Source organism: Mesorhizobium sp. M1423 (genome assembly GCF_040317575.1).
Classification (GTDB): Bacteria; Pseudomonadota; Alphaproteobacteria; order Rhizobiales; family Rhizobiaceae; genus Mesorhizobium.
In genome coordinates, this window is the sequence record NZ_JAMYKU010000012.1 from 127,923 (window position 1) to 145,842 (window position 17,920).

8 protein-coding genes are annotated in these 17,920 nt (G+C 60.1%); 5 read left to right on the top strand and 3 right to left on the bottom strand.

Annotated elements, in window-relative coordinates; all coding sequences use genetic code 11:
- Positions 1 to 119 precede the first annotated feature (119 nt).
- The 5 genes from NKG95_RS17050 (at position 120) to NKG95_RS17070 (ending at position 12,941) form a co-directional block, all read left to right on the top strand.
- A complete protein-coding gene (locus NKG95_RS17050) occupies positions 120 to 2,684 on the top strand; it encodes a caspase family protein (RefSeq protein WP_352851207.1) in 2,565 nt (854 codons plus the stop codon).
- A 49-nt stretch (positions 2,685 to 2,733) separates the two neighbouring features.
- Positions 2,734 to 3,990 carry an endonuclease/exonuclease/phosphatase family protein gene (locus NKG95_RS17055; RefSeq protein WP_353041609.1) on the top strand — a complete coding sequence of 419 codons (1,257 nt, stop codon included), beginning with the start codon at positions 2,734 to 2,736 and terminating at the stop codon, positions 3,988 to 3,990.
- Between the two features lie 268 nt (positions 3,991 to 4,258).
- The gene (locus NKG95_RS17060; RefSeq protein ID WP_352720308.1) at positions 4,259 to 6,073 is read left to right on the top strand and encodes a hypothetical protein; all 1,815 of its coding nucleotides are present in this window, start codon (positions 4,259 to 4,261) and stop codon (positions 6,071 to 6,073) included.
- A complete protein-coding gene (locus tag NKG95_RS17065; RefSeq protein ID WP_353041611.1) occupies positions 6,073 to 7,617 on the top strand; it encodes a methylation-associated defense system protein MAD7 family protein in 1,545 nt (514 codons plus the stop codon). The genes NKG95_RS17060 and NKG95_RS17065 overlap by 1 nt, the downstream gene beginning before the upstream one ends.
- Positions 7,614 to 12,941: an FtsK/SpoIIIE domain-containing protein gene (locus tag NKG95_RS17070; RefSeq protein WP_353041613.1), complete on the top strand. Its 5,328-nt coding sequence runs from the start codon at positions 7,614 to 7,616 to the stop codon at positions 12,939 to 12,941. The genes NKG95_RS17065 and NKG95_RS17070 overlap by 4 nt, the downstream gene beginning before the upstream one ends.
- Before the next feature lie 469 nt (positions 12,942 to 13,410).
- On the opposite strand, the gene NKG95_RS17075 is transcribed toward NKG95_RS17070, so the two are convergent.
- Genes NKG95_RS17075 through NKG95_RS17085 form a run of 3 tightly spaced genes read right to left on the bottom strand, consistent with a single transcriptional unit; the run spans position 13,411 to position 17,854 of the window.
- Positions 13,411 to 14,481: a hypothetical protein gene (locus NKG95_RS17075; RefSeq protein WP_352720313.1), complete on the bottom strand. Its 1,071-nt coding sequence runs from the start codon at positions 14,479 to 14,481 to the stop codon at positions 13,411 to 13,413.
- A gap of 32 nt (positions 14,482 to 14,513) precedes the next feature.
- Positions 14,514 to 16,289, bottom strand: coding sequence for an ATP-binding protein (locus tag NKG95_RS17080; protein ID WP_352720314.1), 1,776 nt, complete (start codon positions 16,287 to 16,289; stop codon positions 14,514 to 14,516).
- On the bottom strand, positions 16,286 to 17,854 hold the full coding sequence (locus NKG95_RS17085) for a DEAD/DEAH box helicase (protein WP_352720315.1): 1,569 nt from the start codon (positions 17,852 to 17,854) through the stop codon (positions 16,286 to 16,288). Before NKG95_RS17085 ends, NKG95_RS17080 begins: the two co-directional genes overlap by 4 nt.
- Positions 17,855 to 17,920 lie beyond the last annotated feature (66 nt).

Sequence of the window (17,920 nt, forward strand, 5' to 3'; positions counted from 1 at the left end):
CCAGTTCGACTGCCAACCAGTCCAGATATGTTTGTAGTATAGCTGCCGATCGCTTTTCCAGTCCCATCTACATGAGTTCGCGGTCTCGGCTGCGTTATTCTGTGGAGGGAGCCTTTTCCTTGGCCAATGCAATTGCCGTTCTCTCTTCCAGCGATCCGCCCACCGGTCTCCATGATGAGGATCTTACGCGCAAGTCGCTGGAGACCATGTTTCGAGACATAGGGTCCAGGGAGGGGCAGCAAGCATGCGAACTCATTCTGGTGCTCTCGGGTCATGGTGACCAGACTGGGGAAGAGACTTGGTTCTGTACCTATGACGCTCGTCCTGATGGGATTGACCTGGCGGGCAGCGATCTTGCCGATCTGGTCATGCTTGCCAGACCGGCCAAGGTATCGGCGGTACTTGACTTCTGCCATGCCGGCGGCGTCGCGCAAGATTTTCAGGCGTCCTTGTCAAAACAAATTGGCCACGAAAATGTCCTGATCCTTGCTGGCGCATCCACGCGGCAACTGGCCTACGAGCACCCTGCCCTTGGCAGGGGTTTGTTCACGATCGCGCTGCACGAGGCACTCGTCGACAAGAGACTGTTCGCGCTCGCCGGACTGCGCAAATCCACAATAGCAACGCCGTTTGGCGTATCGCTATCGAGTGACCTGTCGCGGCTTTTTGTGTTCGCAAGGGAGCGCACCGAACAGCTCGCCTATCTATTTGCGGGCGGTCGCATGCAGACGCCGGAGCTGCATGGCGCTGGCCATCTTGAGCTTTCCTGGTCTGATGCAACAATCGGTCCTCCTTCTGCACCGGAACCGCGACGAGCGCTGGCCGGCAGAATCAGACGTGTGTTTGGCTGGGGTGTAACGATCGCCGCTACAATCGGCCTGTTGCTTTACTTCCTGCAGTACCACATCGCTGTTCAGCCGAACGGCTGGATCGAGTTGCGGCCCGGCCCGGCCTGGATGTCCTCGTTGCTTCCCGTTGCGGTAGGATCGGGTGTCCAGTTGGCAGTCGCAGTCGACGATCTTGAGCCCGCTTCGCCTCGCTGGGACGAGGAGCGGATCAACGCCCGAACCGCCCTGATGCGCGGCGGCATAGGCGGGCTGGTCAATCACCCGGTAGGTGATCAAGAAAACTGGGAGTTTCGGCTGACATCCGAATTATCCAAGGAAGCTGCCCGCCGAATGGATTTCGTCTCGTCACGCATTGACATGACCAGTATCTGCGAGGCGACAAACATTCGGCGCGATCGAATCCGCGAATATCAGTTTGCACTCGAAGCTGCGTTGCTCGATCGGGCACGGTCCTGCCCCCCTACTTATTTTCTTTTGAATGGCCCCGAGATCGTCGACCTCTACGCCGTCGAAGACGTGCAGACGATCGCCGACTACGGGCTTTCGGGGCTTTCCGACCAGGCAATACGGACTTATTTGGCGGGCCTTGCCTTGGCCTATCGTGAGCTCGGGGATGAGGACACGAGGCGACGCTCACTGGAAGCGGCAGTATTGTTGATCTCCGTTCGCGCTGAACGCGGAGCGGTCAAATCGGCGGATTGGCTTGCCTTATTGCGATTCGTCGAGGAGATAGCACGAAGCCCCAAGCTTGCCGTCGCACCTAACACCGCAGTGTTTCCGCGTCTGGCCAAGTGCGGAATGAGTTGGTGTGAACTGTCGATGAAAATTGTCGAATATTTTGCCGCGGGCCCGGAAGCCTCCGGCATGGGCAGCGCGGAAGGCTTGATGATGTGGCTGATGGCGAAAGACTCTGAGAGACAGGCGGCGGAAGGGGACGCCACTCGTTCATGGTCGCTCCCGCCCCTCCTGTTGCTTGCTCGCCGCGGCGAACTCGACGAACGAGACCTCGACCTGATCATTCGGCGTTTTGGCTTGTTCGTCCTTAATGGCGAGATGTTCTATCCAGACGCCATCTGGTTGCCGAGATTTGCGCGCGTGGTTCCCCTCAGCAAAGAGTGGACCACTGCGCTGTGGAACTGTGCGCTTGACACAACAGGCAAAGACCCGCGCTGCCTCGCTCTCGATTCTGGTTTAGCTGCACGCGTGCTTGCCGCGCAGGGTCGCTTCCTCAGCACCGCGGCATTGGCCCGACTGGTCTCGCGACTCGACGATAGCATCAAGGATGAGCGCGATATCGCGGCGTATGCATCCGAAATGATCGACCTTGCATGCTGGGCGCCCATGCCCGATCGCTGGGTCTCAGGTCTGGAAAGAGGCGTCGCCTACGACGTACAGATAGCGCCGCCGCGCGCTGCCGATCCACTGACAGGCGTACAAATCATCGAAGTCACCGACGTCTCCGTAGCGCAGGCGCTGTCCGCGTCGCTGAAGAGCGATCACGGCAGCACGTCGGCGACAATCGACCTGCTCAAAAGGTACGCGTCCAACCACTTGTCCTATGCGGGCCTTGACATCGTCTATCGCGCGCTGGCGCACAAGCTGCGACAGATGGACGATCCAATCGGCCTTGACCTCGTGCGTTCGCTCCAGGACTCGAAATCGGATACACAGGCACGGGCAGTTCTCCTACGCGCCCTGTCGATCGCAACGAAGCTCGACGGGCTAAAAGACGCTCGTATCGTAGAGGGTCCCCGTTTCTGGCGTCTCGATGCGGTCCTGGCAGCGCGCAAGCAGCTTGGCGATTACCAGTTTGAACTGGATCATTTCTGCGAATAGTGGCCTGCTGCCGGTTTTTCGGACACGCTGTTAGTTCAGGGGGTCATTGATGCGTCGCCTATTTGTGCTTCTGAGCCTGTTGTTTTCGAGTCTGGCGGGCGCGGCTGCCGCGCGTGATATCAGCATTGCCACCTGGAATCTGGGTTGGCACATGGATCGCGCGACAGTCACGGACTGGATCGAAGCCTGCACCGCAACTTACGAGTTGGACCTGACCACAAAAAGATACCGCCCATCGACACAGATCGGTGCGCGGTTCGGATGGGACATCAACGCATTCGATATAGAGGGTTGGGATGCCGCCCGCTTCCCTGTTTGCGATGTCTACGGAGCCAATAAGCAGGGATTCGGATTTGCCACCGTCCGCGTCACACTCGCCGCGTACGAGCAACGCCGCACCCAAATACAAAATTTCATCGCGAACAGCGTTCCGGCCGATATCATCGCCTTTCAGGAAGTAAGCGGCAAAGAAGCTGTTCTTGAGGTTTTGCCAAACGGCGCTGCCGATTGGCAGGTCTGCTCCTTCACGACCTTCAAGGTCCAACGTCTTGCCATCGCATGGAAGAGGTCTCTGGGCAGCCAGATCGCTTGCGCGACCGAAGACCCTCTGACGCTCAAAGATGTCAGGCCACCCAAGGATCAGCCCCGGCCAGGGCTGTCCTTGGCCATCGATATCGGCGGAACGCGTCTGCAAGTCCTCAATGTGCATCTGAAATCGAGCTGCGTCTCCCCCATCGGTGGAAACCCACTTGCTGGAGATGCGTCCGCTTGCCAGATCCTGCACGACCAGATCGTCCCCCTAGAGACCTGGATCGACCGAGAGACGGCGGTCACCGACAAGACCATCCTGCTGGGCGACTTCAATCGCAACCTCTGGCACGAGCTTGAGGACTCCCGAGCAGTGCGAAGTGATGGCAGCGACCCTACAACCCCACTCCCCGCCGGCGTGCGCGTGAGCTCCCTGTTTGAGGAAGTCATCGACGGCAAGCCTGCATCGAGCGCCTTCACGATGCTCAAGGAGCTGTGTCCTCTCAATGAGGTTGGGAAGCTTCTGTGCGGGATGGGTGAGACGCGGGCACTTGATACGCCAGAAGTCGATGTCTTGAGGTTTCACACCTATCTTGGGTGCCGAAATCCCATCGGGCTCGACCACATCTTGCTGGGACCGGGCCTTGTCCCTCGAGGTGATGCGACGCATACCTCGATTGGAAGACTCGGGGGGAGTCGTCATCCCAACAAAGACAATCCCGAGCCGCTGCTCGGCATCGCAGACCATTGCCCATTGATCGCAAGTTTTAGCTTTTAGGTCTGAGAGACTCGGCGCGTTCTTCGCTTGGCCGGTTTCATGGTCGCACAGATGAATAAGGACGTCTTATCCCCTGCGTTTAACGGGGCCCCAATCTTTGGAACCCTGCCGCGAAGGGGTGAGGAGATGGCGTTCGCCGACCCCTCGGTGTTGTATTGTTGCGTTTCACGAGTTCTACAGTAGTGTGCAACTGACTGATTTTCATGGGGCTGCGCTGGAATTCCAGGACGGTCGTCAGCGCAAGGCGGCAGTCGTGGGGGGATAGCGCATGCCGACCAACAACTGGATCCGGTTTCTTCGGAACTACGGGCCCATTCCGACCAACGACAATATGTACGACGAGACCATTCAGCGGGCTTTGGCTCGCTTGAAGATGCAGCCTATTGAGCTGCCCGCCCAGCATCTTGCGTGGCTGGTCGATAATTTCAGGTCGGACGAGTGCCAGTCCATCATCCTCACGGGCACCGCCGGCGACGGAAAGACCTATCACTGCCGACGCGTGTGGCTTGAGCTCGGAGGCACGATTGAGGACTGGAACGCCGGAGAGAAGATCCAGCGCCTCAGCTTGGGGTCTCGCCAACTCATCGTCGTCAAGGATCTGAGTGAGCTTCGCTCCGACGAGAGTAAGCCGCTGATTGAGCAGATGGCGTGGGATGTCGCAGACCCCAATTCCCCCAGGGTCTACCTGATGGCAGCCAATCATGGCCAGCTTCTCGAAAAAATGAAGACCGCCGGCAGCGACAAGACGACAAGCGCTCTGGTCGAGGTGGTCGAGAATCTCCTGGTCGTTGGCCGCAGTGGGAACTCTGCGATTAAGCTCGATTTGAGGGATCTCAGCCGGTCTGCCGCCGCCGTGATGATCGATCAGGTCATTGACGCGGTGACGCTGCACCCCGGTTGGAGCGGCTGCGGGGGTTGTCCGGCGCTAAATGGGGCAACCTGTCCGATCCGCGAGAACCGTGAACGGCTGGTCGGGACCCACGACAATCGTCTCTTCCGGCGACGGCTCGGCAATCTGGTCGAAGCTAGCGAACATAATGGTGGTCACTTTACCATCCGGCAGGTCCTATCCCTCGTCACGAACATCATTCTTGGCCATCCCGACGCACGCGACGGACTAATGGCGTGCACCGATGTCGCCGAATTGGCAGCCGCGGGAACGGCGGAGCGTGCCAGTCCCTACCGCAATGTATTCGGCGGGAATTTGAAACCAAGCCGCGCAGAAAGAACCGAACCCTTTCGCAAGCTCAACCTGTTCGGCATCGGCTCGGAAACGAGCAACAAAGTCGACAATATGCTGGTCTACGGTGCCGACGATCCGGCGTTGGTGGAAACCTACCGAGCCCTCGTGCAAACCGATCAGGTTTACGGCGAGACGCCAGCCTATAAACGGGCGCAACAGTCCTACCTCGAGGGCGACGATCCGAGCGCTGTCGCCCGGTTTCTCGGGCTCCTTCGCGGGCAGCGTCAGCGGTTGTTCTTTACCATCTCAGACGACCTGGCAGACACGTTGGACCTCTGGGACCTGACCGTCTTTCGGTACGCCGGGCTCTATCTCGAAACCAGTCGCGCGTTGGCCGAGAAACGAGCATTGCCGCGGCAGGTGATGCCCATGCTCGTGCGCGGGCTAAATCGGGTGTTCACCGGCATGCTGATCCAGAACCAGGACGAATTGGTACTTGCAAGTTCGGGAAGCCAATCGCAGTCGAGGACCAGTCCTCTGCTGGAGGAATTCGTGTCCGTCGCCCGCCGGGCTGGCGAGGAAGTGGCGTTGCTCGGTGACGGGGATGGAGGGATGAAGCTGGTGGTTCGGCTTGCGCGTGATGATCCGCCTGAAGTCACGCTGCAATTGTCGACGACCCGCTTTGAGTTCTTGGGCCGTGTGGCCGAGGGCGCATTGCCTACGAGTTTTTCGCTCGAGTGCCACGAGGACCTTCTTGCGTTTAAGGCACGGCTTCTGAGCGCCGTCGAACGGCGGCGGTTCCTTGACGGTGACGATCGCAGTGACGGGATCGTCCTCAAGTTCATCGACCTCAATTCTGATGGTCGTGCATCATCGCGTAGCGTGACGGTGAGGCTCTGATGATGGAGATCTTGAAACGCCCAATTTCCCATGAGGATCGCACTGGACCCGCGTTCTGGGTCGATGAAGCGATCTGGGGGCATCGCCTGCATGACGAACAGACGCCCTGGCTGATTCTGCTTGAATTCCTTGGCGTGCTCCGATCGGAGCACGTTGCCGGCCGCGCCTTGGCGGAAGAGGAGTTCAACGCACTGTCCTATCGTCCGCAGACGCAATTGCGACTGCGCAATCTGATCTTCAACAATCCCTATCTTCTGACCATCGGGGCCGAAAAGCTTTCCGACGATGCAGCCTGGACCAAATGGCTGGAGTTGATGGAACAGAACGCCGGCGGCCTTGAGAGCCGCGACTTCAGTTACCTCCGTGGCCGCTTCGACAGCTTCGACGACTTCGCCTCTGTGGTGGGGTTCTTGCAGTCGTCCGCCATCGAAGGCACCAGCAATAAACGCTGGAGTTCAAAGTTCGTCTTCCCCTTCGGTCCCAGCGCGCTTTACGAGGATGCCGCTGTGACGGCGTCCGGTGTTTCGACCGACAGACGTTTCTTCGCTCGAACCGGCGAAGTTCTCTACCTGATGCTTTGCCGGTCCAAGCGAGTCGCCGAGCTCAAAGAACGGCTGGTCGCAAAGCTCTTTGAGCAGCCAACCGTCTACGATCGGTTGGTCGCTGCGCTGCAAGGGGAGCCACAACTTGCCGAGCGTGATCGGCCGGGTTCATACTTGCCTTGCTCGACCCACCCGATCTTCGATCAGCTTGCCGAGGATTGGATAGCTATTTTGGATAGCCCGATTTCGGTGTTCGACGCTCTGCCGCACATCGTAACCATCACCGGGCTCAATCTTGTTCGGTACCAGCTTGACCGGGCGCGAGAACTACTGGACTCGGTGCCCATCACGATGATTTGCGAGATCGTATCGCCACGAAAGACCGTGATCCGTGACCTTGCGGCGGACTCCTTTCAGGCGAACAATGCGCTGCCGGGTCTTGCCATTGAGCATTACGTCCGCAGTGCCGAAAGTTCTCATGAGTGGCAGCTCGCCGTTACATCGGACGATGCCGTTCTCAGCGCGGCGGAGGTATTGGGACGCCATTTCGACTGGCCGGATCCTGATTACCTACCGACCGGGATGAGCAATCCTGGCGACCTGATCGACGAGCTCGTCGGCAGAGCAAAGACCAGGCACGCGCAACATGTGGGCAAGGTTCATTCGACCTGGGCGCGGCAGATCGGGTTGAGCTCGCGTCGCTCAAGCCGCCGCGTGCGCTACGCACCGACCGACCGGCTGCTCAAGACGCTGGTTGTTTGCTGCGTGAGCGAGCGGATGGAATTCAAGGACTTCCTCGCCGCGCTGCACGACCGCTACGGTCTCGTGATCGGAGATCAACAGGCAGCGAGCATCATCGGCGCCGGAAAAGCCGATCAGGAAGACTTCTCCGACAATGCGCGGCGACTGGAGGAACGGCTGATTAGCCTCGGCCTGCTCAACCGGCTGTCGGACTCGGCCGCCTATGTGGAAAATCCGTTTCGCCGCGAGGTGCGAGCATGAACGCTCTCGATCTGATCGGCACGGCAGGGGCTGCGGCGCTGCAAGAGCGCCTGCAGGGTCTCGGGGCCGACAGCGGCACAGCTCGCTTCATGCTCGATCGCCTCACCGGGCCGCAGGTTTCCGCGATCGTCAGGCAGTTGGTTTCTGACGCTTCGATCCAGTCGCAAGTCAAGATCGCCGTGCCCCGCGCTCTCGTCGATGGCCAGGGCCTGCCCGATTCCGTGATCACCGACGAGAGGACCGTGGCGTGGCGGCATGCCGAATGCGACCGTCCCGCGCTCCTTATCGCGAATACCGACGACGATCAGGGCGCTTCATTGCACGATGTGGCGCTGATCGGCGCCAAGGAACTCAAGGAAGGACCCGCCTATTGGGTGCTTCCCGCATCCGATGGTCTTGGGCTGCCGGAAGAGCACGTCGAAGCATGGCACATAGCCCTCAAGGCCCTATCCAGTGTCGATGACTGGCCACTCGCACAACTCAGCAACTATGTTGCCATGACGCGAGACGCGATCGACAGCATGTCGCTGCCCGTGGCGGACGCACTTGGCTGGGCGCTACCTGCACTGCAATTGCCGCGCGACACAGGATATTTCCGCTCGCAGCGGCCAAAGGACCTGCAGCAGCAAAGCCGCTGGCGACGCCTTTACGACAAACTCATCACTGACCGTCGACCATTGCTTTCCAAGCAGCGGCCCAACCGCCAGCCGATCGAAGCCGACGAGCTGCGGGATCAGTTCGAGACGGTTCGAGACGAGATCGCCGCCGAGCTGCACCCGATGATCGAGGCATTCGTCGACTCGCCAGCCGGGTGGCGGGAGGCGACCGAAAAACTCGCTGAGCTCGAGTGGGAACAGGACAATATCCTTCTCATCTTCTCGGGCCTCAAGCTCAAGAAGTTGAAGCTTCCGGAAGAGACCGCTCAGTTTTTCGACTACGAGCGTCCCGATCGCCTCAACGATCCGGACAAGGCGTATCTCAGCGATCTCAAGGGTCGATCCCTCAAGGAATCGCGAGAGGACGACCGCGAGTTCTTCGAAGCTCATCGGGAGGATCTGGCGGCCAACAGGCAGTTGCGCGCCAAATGGGAGAAGTTCGTCTACGGACGCCCTATTGAGTGCAGGGATTTCCTCGATGGCTTGGTCCGCAGCATCGAGCGGCTTTTTGCTCAGCTCGGCACGCTCAAGATGCCTCGCCGGATCGAGATCCGGTCTTCACGCCGGACCAAGACGCAATGGCTGGACATGAATGCGGACGTAGCCCGCGCCTTCAGCCTCAAGTACAAGGCCCTTCGTCAGGTTCTCCCACAGGCGGTTAGCTGGGACACGCCGCACATTTTCGAGTTCGAGGTGCTGCTCGAAGCCGCAAGCAAGAGCCGGAAATTCCGCGAGAACGTCTCGACGTCGCGCGCCAACATTCAGATAAAGTTCGACCTCACTCTGACTGTGGGAAGCGGCCCGGGTGCGGAGAAAAACACGGTCCAGTTGATCTGGCGGGCCGAGCCAAACGCGATCGGCTTGGCGTTGCCCGATGACTTGGCCAGGCTCGAAAAGAATCCATTCGGCATTGCCGAAGTGTCACGCATGCTGGTCAGCAAGAAGGGAGCGATGCAGTCGGTGTCCCTCGCCGACGTAGGCACTTTGCAGCCCTCTTTTCGCCAGGATGCGGGATCGTTGGTTCCACGATCGACCAAGGTTGAAGACTTAAGCAAGGCTCTGCCCAGGGCCATCAAGGCAGCCGTCGCGGGCAGTCGTATAACGCCCCCTGCCGGCGCAGACGTTGGAGAGAGGTGGACTGCCTTTGTCGTGGGCTACTCGGCTGCCATCGACGATTGGCGGACGAACGGCATGGGGGGAACACCCCAGCTCGAACAGGCCGATCTATACGCAAGGCTGCTGGATCAACTTCGTAGCTCGGCGCCAGGCGATCTAAATCGGCGGGACCTGTGGGAACCGATCCTCAGGATCGGCACGGTTCAGATTGCCGGATCGACGCCGGCTGCGATCGTAGCACCTTGGCACCCCATGCGGATGGCCGCGACGGCAGTCAAGATGCGCTCTCTCTGCGGATTGATTGACCACTTGCTTAAGGCAGAAGAGGTCAACTTCGGCGACCAGCGGCTCTTTTTTGCCGATCTCCGCTCCGAGCTCGCGCATCCCTACTACCCGGAGGCAGTACCGGGTTTCACGGGAGGCGAGGCGGTTCTTTTGACTGAGACGAGCACGCTCAACGACTACAGCTTCATGGAACGGCCGGTTCGCGATCCCTCGGAAGCCTCCACCGATGTGGATCCTGCCGAGGCTGCGCGTGAGATCCGCGGGCTGATCGGCCGTTATCTCGACCTGCAGCCGCACGAGCGCGCCAATCTGAGTATCATGCTCTACAACTGCGATGCTGCAGGCCTGCCATTGGCCACGGTCAACGCGTTGGGGTCAGTTCACGAAGACGAGGTCCACTGCAACGTCCTCGTCCGCCATCGAGACCGCTCGAAGCTCAACAAGGTCTATACCGATCTCCTCGATCAGTCGGGCAACGACCCCGACGCAATCGTCGTCAGTGAAACGTCGCTCAACTTCATGTCGAAGCTCAGAATCGGGGTGATGCTTGAGGGCAGCACGGGGCGCCGGGCGCCTGACGAGCGCAGCGTGGACGTGGCGTTCCTGCATGATGTCGTATCGCGTCAGGCCAAGGAGGCCTGGTTTTCCGTGCCTCGCAAGGATGACTCGGATCCTTCGATCGCCGACCACGTCCCGCCTCGCTGGTCGTATCGGCGGGTTGTTGGAGAAGAACAGCTCACCGCAACAAGTTATCTGGTTTCGCCTCGCCAACCTCGGGTCGGCTGGTCCTATCTCGACGCTCTGGCAGCCGTGATCCGCAAACAGTCGCATCGCGACAACGAGCATTATCTGCCCGCGCGTCAGATTTCGCTGCAGGACCATGGCCTTGAGGCCATGTTCAAGGATGTTCACGGCCTGGCCGAGTGGGTCGCCACTTATGACGACCTCCTCGACAAGCGGCAGCTCATGGCGCAGGGCATCAAGGTCATCCGATATCGGCGCGAACGGACGCACGGCCGCAACATGGTGGTGTCCTCGACCTCCGACCTGCGTGTCCTTCCGGTGCTTGTCCGTCGACGCCTCGATCAACTCAGCCTCGGGCTTAGCGACGCGCGTCTATCGGCGCTTGCCCAGAGGATGATCGCCGACGCGACGGCCATTTCCGGCGATGTCATACTGCGTGCGGCCAAGCGCGGCGTATCGGCTGGTGAATTAATAGGCCTGGTCCTCAGTCGTGCGCTTGTTGCTGAGGAGCTTCTGAAGCGTCCGGCATCGTGGTTCCTTCTCGACGATTACGCACAATGGCTGGGCCAGCGAGAGGAAGGGATTGCCGACATTCTTGCGCTCAGCGTCGACCCGGGGCCCGATGGGCACCCCAGGCTTCGCGCTGTGGTGACCGAAGCGAAGTATGTCGAGGCCAGTGGCCTGGCGGAAGCCAAACGTCATTCTAGCCAACAGTTACGACAAACGATGCGCCGGATCGAGGACGCGCTCTTCGGCGATCCAGGACGGCTTGACCGTGACCTATGGCTTTCGCGTCTTGCGGACATCCTGCTCGATGAGCCGTCGGCACTAACCGCAAGCTTTTCGCTTGAGGAGGTGAGGAACGGCATCCGCAACGGCACGGTGGAAATCGATCTAAAGGGCTATTCCCACATTTTTGTCTCGGGACCCGCAGACGCGGGTGGCTCCGCCGGCGATCAGGACGAAGTGACCGAGGTCCGGGGACTGCAGGAGATCTACACGCGCGAAGGTCTGCGGCAACTGATCAAGGCCTATGAGGCCTCTGACTGGTTGATGCCGATCAGAAGCGCCTTGGGAGATCGCAGGCCGTGGGAGACATCTGAGTTTCGCGCGCCAGCGCCACGCGTTCGGTGGACCACGAAGAGTGGCCCAGCCAGTGGTACCGGCCCCGAGCCGGACGCGTCGCCGCTGAGCCCTCCGCAAACGACACCCGCGCCCCTTCCGGCTGGGCCCAAGGGAAGTGCCGATACAGCGCCTCTTGCCGATGCCGATGAGGGTGGTCCTCATTCGGCTGCCCACGCCACTCCGCCTGATCGGGAGGAGGAGGTGGAAGGACCGATTCCCGGGGACATCGAGAGTTTTGCCGGGATGGTGACCCGACGGGCGGGGCAGGTGCAGTCTGCGGCTGACGAGGACGAACAATGGCTCGAGGCAACAGCCGGCCGGCTGCGTACGGCTCTTATGGGGTACAATCTACAGGCCAAGATCGCTGGGACGCGATTGACGCCAAACGCCGCCTTGGTGCGATTTGTCGGCAGCGATCGCCTGCGCGTTGAAGACATCGAGGCCAAGCAGTCGGCCCTTCTGACCACGCATGGCCTGAGAGTGATCTCGATCTCGCCACTGCCCGGCGAGATCGTAGTGGGCGTGGCAAGAGCAAAGCGGCAGATTGTCTCAATGTGGGATCTCTGGGAGCGCCGTGCCCTGAACCGCAACGCCGCCGGTCTCAACACGAGCTTCCTTCTCGGTCTGCGCGAGCTGGACGGAGAAATTCTCTATCTCAACTTGGGCGGCCCCTTTGCTGGCGTCTCACAACACGACCCGCACACGCTGATTGCCGGCGCGACTGGCAGCGGCAAATCGGTGCTGATCCAGGCGCTAATCCTCGACATCGCAGCGACCAATCCTAGTGCCTTGGTGCACATTCACCTGATTGATCCTAAAATGGGCGTCGACTACTCCGCTATCGAGCGGTTGCCCCATGTGAAGGGTGGGATCGTCGTTGACCAAGCGGCCGCGATCGAAATGATGGAGGGGCTCGTCGTCGAGATGGACCGGCGGTACGAGCTGTTCAGGCAAAGCGGGGCTCGCGACGTCCGATCGTTCAACATCAAGGCCGCGCCAGAAGCACGGCTGCCGATGAAGTTTCTCATCCACGACGAGTTCGCCGAATGGATGCTGACCGAGGATTACAAGGGTGCCGTCACCTCGATCGTTTCCAGGCTCGGAGTGAAGGCGCGAGCCGCCGGCATTCACCTCGTCTTTGCGGCACAACGGCCCGATGCCGGGGTCATGCCTGTTCAGCTGCGTGACAATCTGGGTAATCGGCTGATCCTCAAGGTCGCCAGCGTCGGAACGTCAGAGATCGCCCTCGGGATTAAGGGCGCCGAGAACCTGCTCGGCCTCGGGCACCTGGCCGCGCGGCTGAGCGGCGAGGCCTCGACCGTCTTTGCACAGGCACCATTCCTGTCCGATGAGGATATAGAAGACGTCGTGTCGGCGATCGCTGCTCAGGACGGCTGAGCTGGCAACACCGGAGGCGGGGCAGGACCGAACAGGAGAACGAGGGCATAAATGACACCGGCGCATGACATCGCCACCGCGACCCACAACAGAACTGAATGATCTTTACCGTTGAGGGCGGCCATTTCTTGTCCTTGTTCTTGAGCGAGACGGCGTAGTCGCCGCCGAGCTTGTTCAAATTGGGGTCAGAACAAGAGCAGCGCGAAATCGTACTCTACGGTCGAACCGAACATGAACGGTGTCTGATCTCGAATGCGGGGTCCACTTGGGACAGAAAATGGACCCGTCGACCGGTATCGATTTCATCTAAACGCTCCCCGACTTCGGCTCGCTGGGATTCGATGCAGTCCAATAGTGCGCGACGCTACATCGGTTCGGTTCCCAAGAACCGGGCTTTCATCGCATTTAGTAGGTGCGTGGCCCGGCCGCGCGTCACGGGGGTGACTGTCTCCGCTGCCGCTGCGACGATTCAGACAAACGCGTCAATCGGCACCGTCGAAATGTGAACTGCTCGGGTAGTTCCGAGCACGGCCCGATGGTCTGCGGTCGACGCGAGCGTCACCTTCCTTACCGATCTGAATTCGGGCAACGCACCGTATTTCACGAACAGTTCAAGTTTGACATCCTGTTCGGGCCACATGTCAGTGGCGAGACCGGGTCCTTCCAAGGGCACGAAGAGCACGTTCGCTGTCCGAGCAGACCCCGGCAGCACCGCAAACTCTCCGAACGGGATGCCTGCGGAGCGATCTACCGTCTGCGAGATAGAACCTTCAGGCAAGACGACCGACGGAAGATACCGCATCTGCCTGCCTACCCCGTCAACCTTCACCCGGAACCATTCGACAACGACCACGGACAGCCCGCCGTTGACGACAGTAAGCGGGAGCACGAGATGGAACGCTCTTTCGTTCATATTGATGGGCCCCGCGAGGGTGACGGTGCTCCACAGGACCTCGCAGTTGGCCACCATCCGGTGCTCAATGGCCTGAGGGTAAGCGGCCAGTATCCAGTTGACGAGCAACCCGTCGAAAGTCTCGCGCTTGAGGGAGTCTCCCCTGATGGAACCATCGAGGATCTTAGATGAAACCGTGACGACGATCGCTTCCCTGATCGCGATCGGAGTAGGAGCGATAGTCTTGTCGGAAAGATACCGGTCCAATTTGGCAATAGCCTGGTCCATCAACGCCAATGTATCTATAGATGATGGAGGGGGAACTTCGACCCCATCAAACGGCACATCGTCAAGTGCCGCCTGTGCGAGGGGGCCAGAGAGCAGCAGTTGATACCTGTCAGCCGCCTGAGACTGCTTCAGTTCCCTACACCAGGTCACCACTGCCCCGCGGCCGATGATGTTCTTGGACGACTTCACTTGTTGGGCGAGCCGTCTTCCTTCCGGCAACTCCCACAAGATATCCACCTTATCGTTGGCAGAATCCGGCTCGACGGTGACCGCAGTCCAGTCGTTGCCGGGTTCGAGCGCATCAAGAAGACAAACTAGCGCCTGAATCGCGAAGCCACGAACTGCCTCACGCCCTCCCATCGGCCAGCTCCAGCTCGAAACTCATTCCGGAATTACTCCTCATCTGAAGCGTAGAAATCGCGGGCCACCCGACCCCAGTTCTCCCGCATCTCCTCCATGGCCGCGCTCGCCTTCGTGCTCGGCGACTCGTCTTCCATGCGGGCCCAGGCAGCAATCAGGGCCAGGACCTGCCGGGCGTATGGGTTGGGGGTGGCGTTTTCTTCGCGCAACTCCTCGAATAGCGCGGCGTGGGCCGGGTGCCGCGTATTTAGGGTCACGGTAATGAGTCCACCGACCAACGAAACATCGAACATGGAAGAGCCCGAGATGTCGGCGTGCTTGAACCTGAATTTCGAGGATTTGGTTACGTAGTCTACCGCGATTTCCCGAGCCTTTTTGGCATCGACCCCGTCGTTCGCGATGTCGGAACTGATCGCGTCCATACGCTCGGTATCGGGTGCTTTCTCGTCGCGATCGCTCTGCCCCGTATCTCCCAGGCGTTCGCGTCTCCGCTTCACCGAAGCCGTTGCCGCCTTTTCGGCGCGCGTCTCGTCCGTTTCCTCCGATTTGGCGACACGCTCGCCTTCGCGCATCTTCGCTACCTTCGCCCGCATCGCGTTCAACAGGCGATCAATCTCCTTGCTGATCCTGTACATCGGTAGGCGCGGATCTCGATCCTCTTCTAGCGAAGCCTGGAAGTCCGCCTCCGACATGGCCTCGGCTTGCGCATCCTCTTCGAGGTCGCGTCGGATGAAGCCTGTGGCGGACTGCTTGTTGTTCGTCACTCCGAACACGTCGTCCAAGGCGGGATCGAATACGACTTCTACCCCCCACCAGCGTTCCCTTGGGTCATACGAGTTCTCGAAGCTGCGATTTAGCTCGAGTTCCCTGTCCGCCCGCACCACCGAGATGCCGATGTTCTTCCGGGCATGCTGGCCGATCGGTTTCGCTCCGCCGCCCCGCCTCGCCTCGGGCTTACACACGGAGGCGCGGATCTTGACAATCGACTCGCCCCCATTGTACCCGACCGTCAATTCGACCGGCTCGCCGAACGGATCGAATGCCGGAATCTGGTCATAAGGGCTAGGTGCATTGGTCCCGCTCATCAGGAAAAGGGGATCGTTCGGACGGACGAAGCTCTGATAACCGGGGGCGTATATCCCGTCCCCCGCCTCGTAGGAGGCGAGCCGTATCCTTACCGAGCGCTTGTGGATGAAGTGGCGGTAAACACGACCGGCAATAAATTCGGTGTTTCTGAGCAACGCCCTACTCTGCTTCCAAGAGACACGGTCGAGGTCGCTCCAAACCACCAAAGTCCCGTGAGGGCCGATCTCGGCCGCGACAAGTTTGAGCCATTCCTTGGGAATAGCCGATACTTGCGGTTCGGGTACCTCGGTCATCTGTCCCCGCTCCACCTCACCGACATCGAGGTAGCTGTGATACACTGACCCTTCTTGCCAGCTCCATACGTCGACGCGGCGGCACTGCGAGATCGAGGAATTCGGGAGGCCCATGCCGAATTTGCCGATCCCCTTCTGGTCCTTTACCTGAAGGCGCGTGCCGTTACCGAACTGCAGCGCTCCCCGAAGGGTTTTTGGGTCCATACCAGCGGCATTATCGAAGACTGCCAGCCTTGACAGCCTGCGCCTGGAACCGCCTGCTGGGACTTCGTCGATGCAGATCAGCTCCACATCCGTAATCGTCCCCACGCTTTGACCGGATTGTATCGAGTTATCGATCAGTTCGGCCAACGCGTGCGCCGTGTCGCGATACCCGGAACTTCTCATCGCTGAGATGGAGAGGTTCTGCGGAATGACGGGAAAGCTCATTGTTTTTCCTCGTTTTCAAATCTATTCCACCGCGAGAGGTCTTCCACGAGCCGCAGGAATGCAGGTACGGGATCGGCGATGGCCAGGACCCGCAAGGGCTTGTCCGGCTTTTTGCGACCGCTTGCGGTTCGCCCCACCATCTCGGAAAGCACGGCTGACGAACTCGTCGGTCTGGCCAGGACTAAGCAAGTGACGTCGGGGACCACGTGCCCCGGCACGAAAACCCCATGCACGCATAGGACGGTCGTGTCCAATCGTGAGTTGAAACGCTGCATCTGGACGACTCGGTCGTTCCACGCCATCTGGCCAGTAATTGCCATCGCCTTTATCCCGAGGAACCCGAGCATTCCATTCAGGAGGTTGGCGTGGTCGGCGGTCGTGGCCTGAAGGACGACCTTTTCGTTTGCCCGGTTCAATTCTTCCATCAACTCGATGAGCATCGCATTGCGTCCGACATCGGACGCCAGAGCGTCCGCCAAATCCTGATGCAAGTCCAACTGGGCAGCATCGACGGTCAGCCCCGTCACTGGCGAGAATTTCGTCGTCACATCGAAGGGGTCTATGTCGCCAGCTGCAACGAGCAGTTGCGGAGCTTGGTCGACCATGCATATAGACCTTCCGGTCAGGGCATCCATCACGCCGGTCGCATAGCTGCTCTGGCGCAGGGTAGCTCCGGAAGCGGAATAGATCGCCGCAATGCTGAACTGCCCTCCTTTACGCATTTCCTGAAGGAGGGAGGCGCCGATAGGATGCCCGAGGTGCTCCGCGTCATTCATGACGACCACACATGCCCTCGCGCCCAGGCTTGCCAGGTTCTGGCCATCCGCGGCGACCCTGTCAAGGTCGGCGATGACAATTCCGCTCGAGAGGGTAGCTAGGTCCGGGAGCGCGTGGTTGCCGTACAGCCTGTAGGCCGTCACGTCGACAAGACCCAGATCATGCCAGACATGGGTGAGCTCCAGAAATGCCTCGTCACAGAGAGCTGGATGCGGGGCAATCCAAACGACAATGCTGTCGGCAGCCGCCGAGCGGAACAGGTCCAGCGCCGCTGCAGCGACCAGCCGAAGCTTCCCCGCGCCAGGCGGCATGTGGACAAGCACAACCTGGCTACTGTCCGCGAGACGGTTCCGCAGTTCGCGGAAGGCATTCGCCTGGTGCTCCCGGAGCTTGTTGCTGCTGGGCGCTTTGCTTGAGCTCTCCTGCTCGACCTGGTCGGACCCGTCGTACGCGAGGCCGAACCACCTGAAGAGCAGGTCGGTATAGAAGGGTCGATCGAACGCAACGGCGCGCAGGGTCAACTGTGGCGCGCCAGCGGGAAGTTCGAGCAGCTCGCACAACTCTGCCGCTTCCGAGGAGTTCATCTGCTCGAACAGCAGCTTGCGCACGTCGTCCCGTTTGAGTGCGCCCTCGGCACCGAATATGCCGACCACGAACTCGGCCAAGCCGAGGGGCGTCTTTGCCTCGGGCCGTTTGATCTCAAGGAGCTCGATCGCCGAAGCTCCGAGCAATCCGGTAAGACTCGACGTACCGCAACGTTCTAGAATTCCTACGAGCTTGGTCGCCACACTTCGTCCCCGCGGGAATCACCCGGAATGCCAGGTGCGATTGATCGCACCGTTCAAACCCAAAAC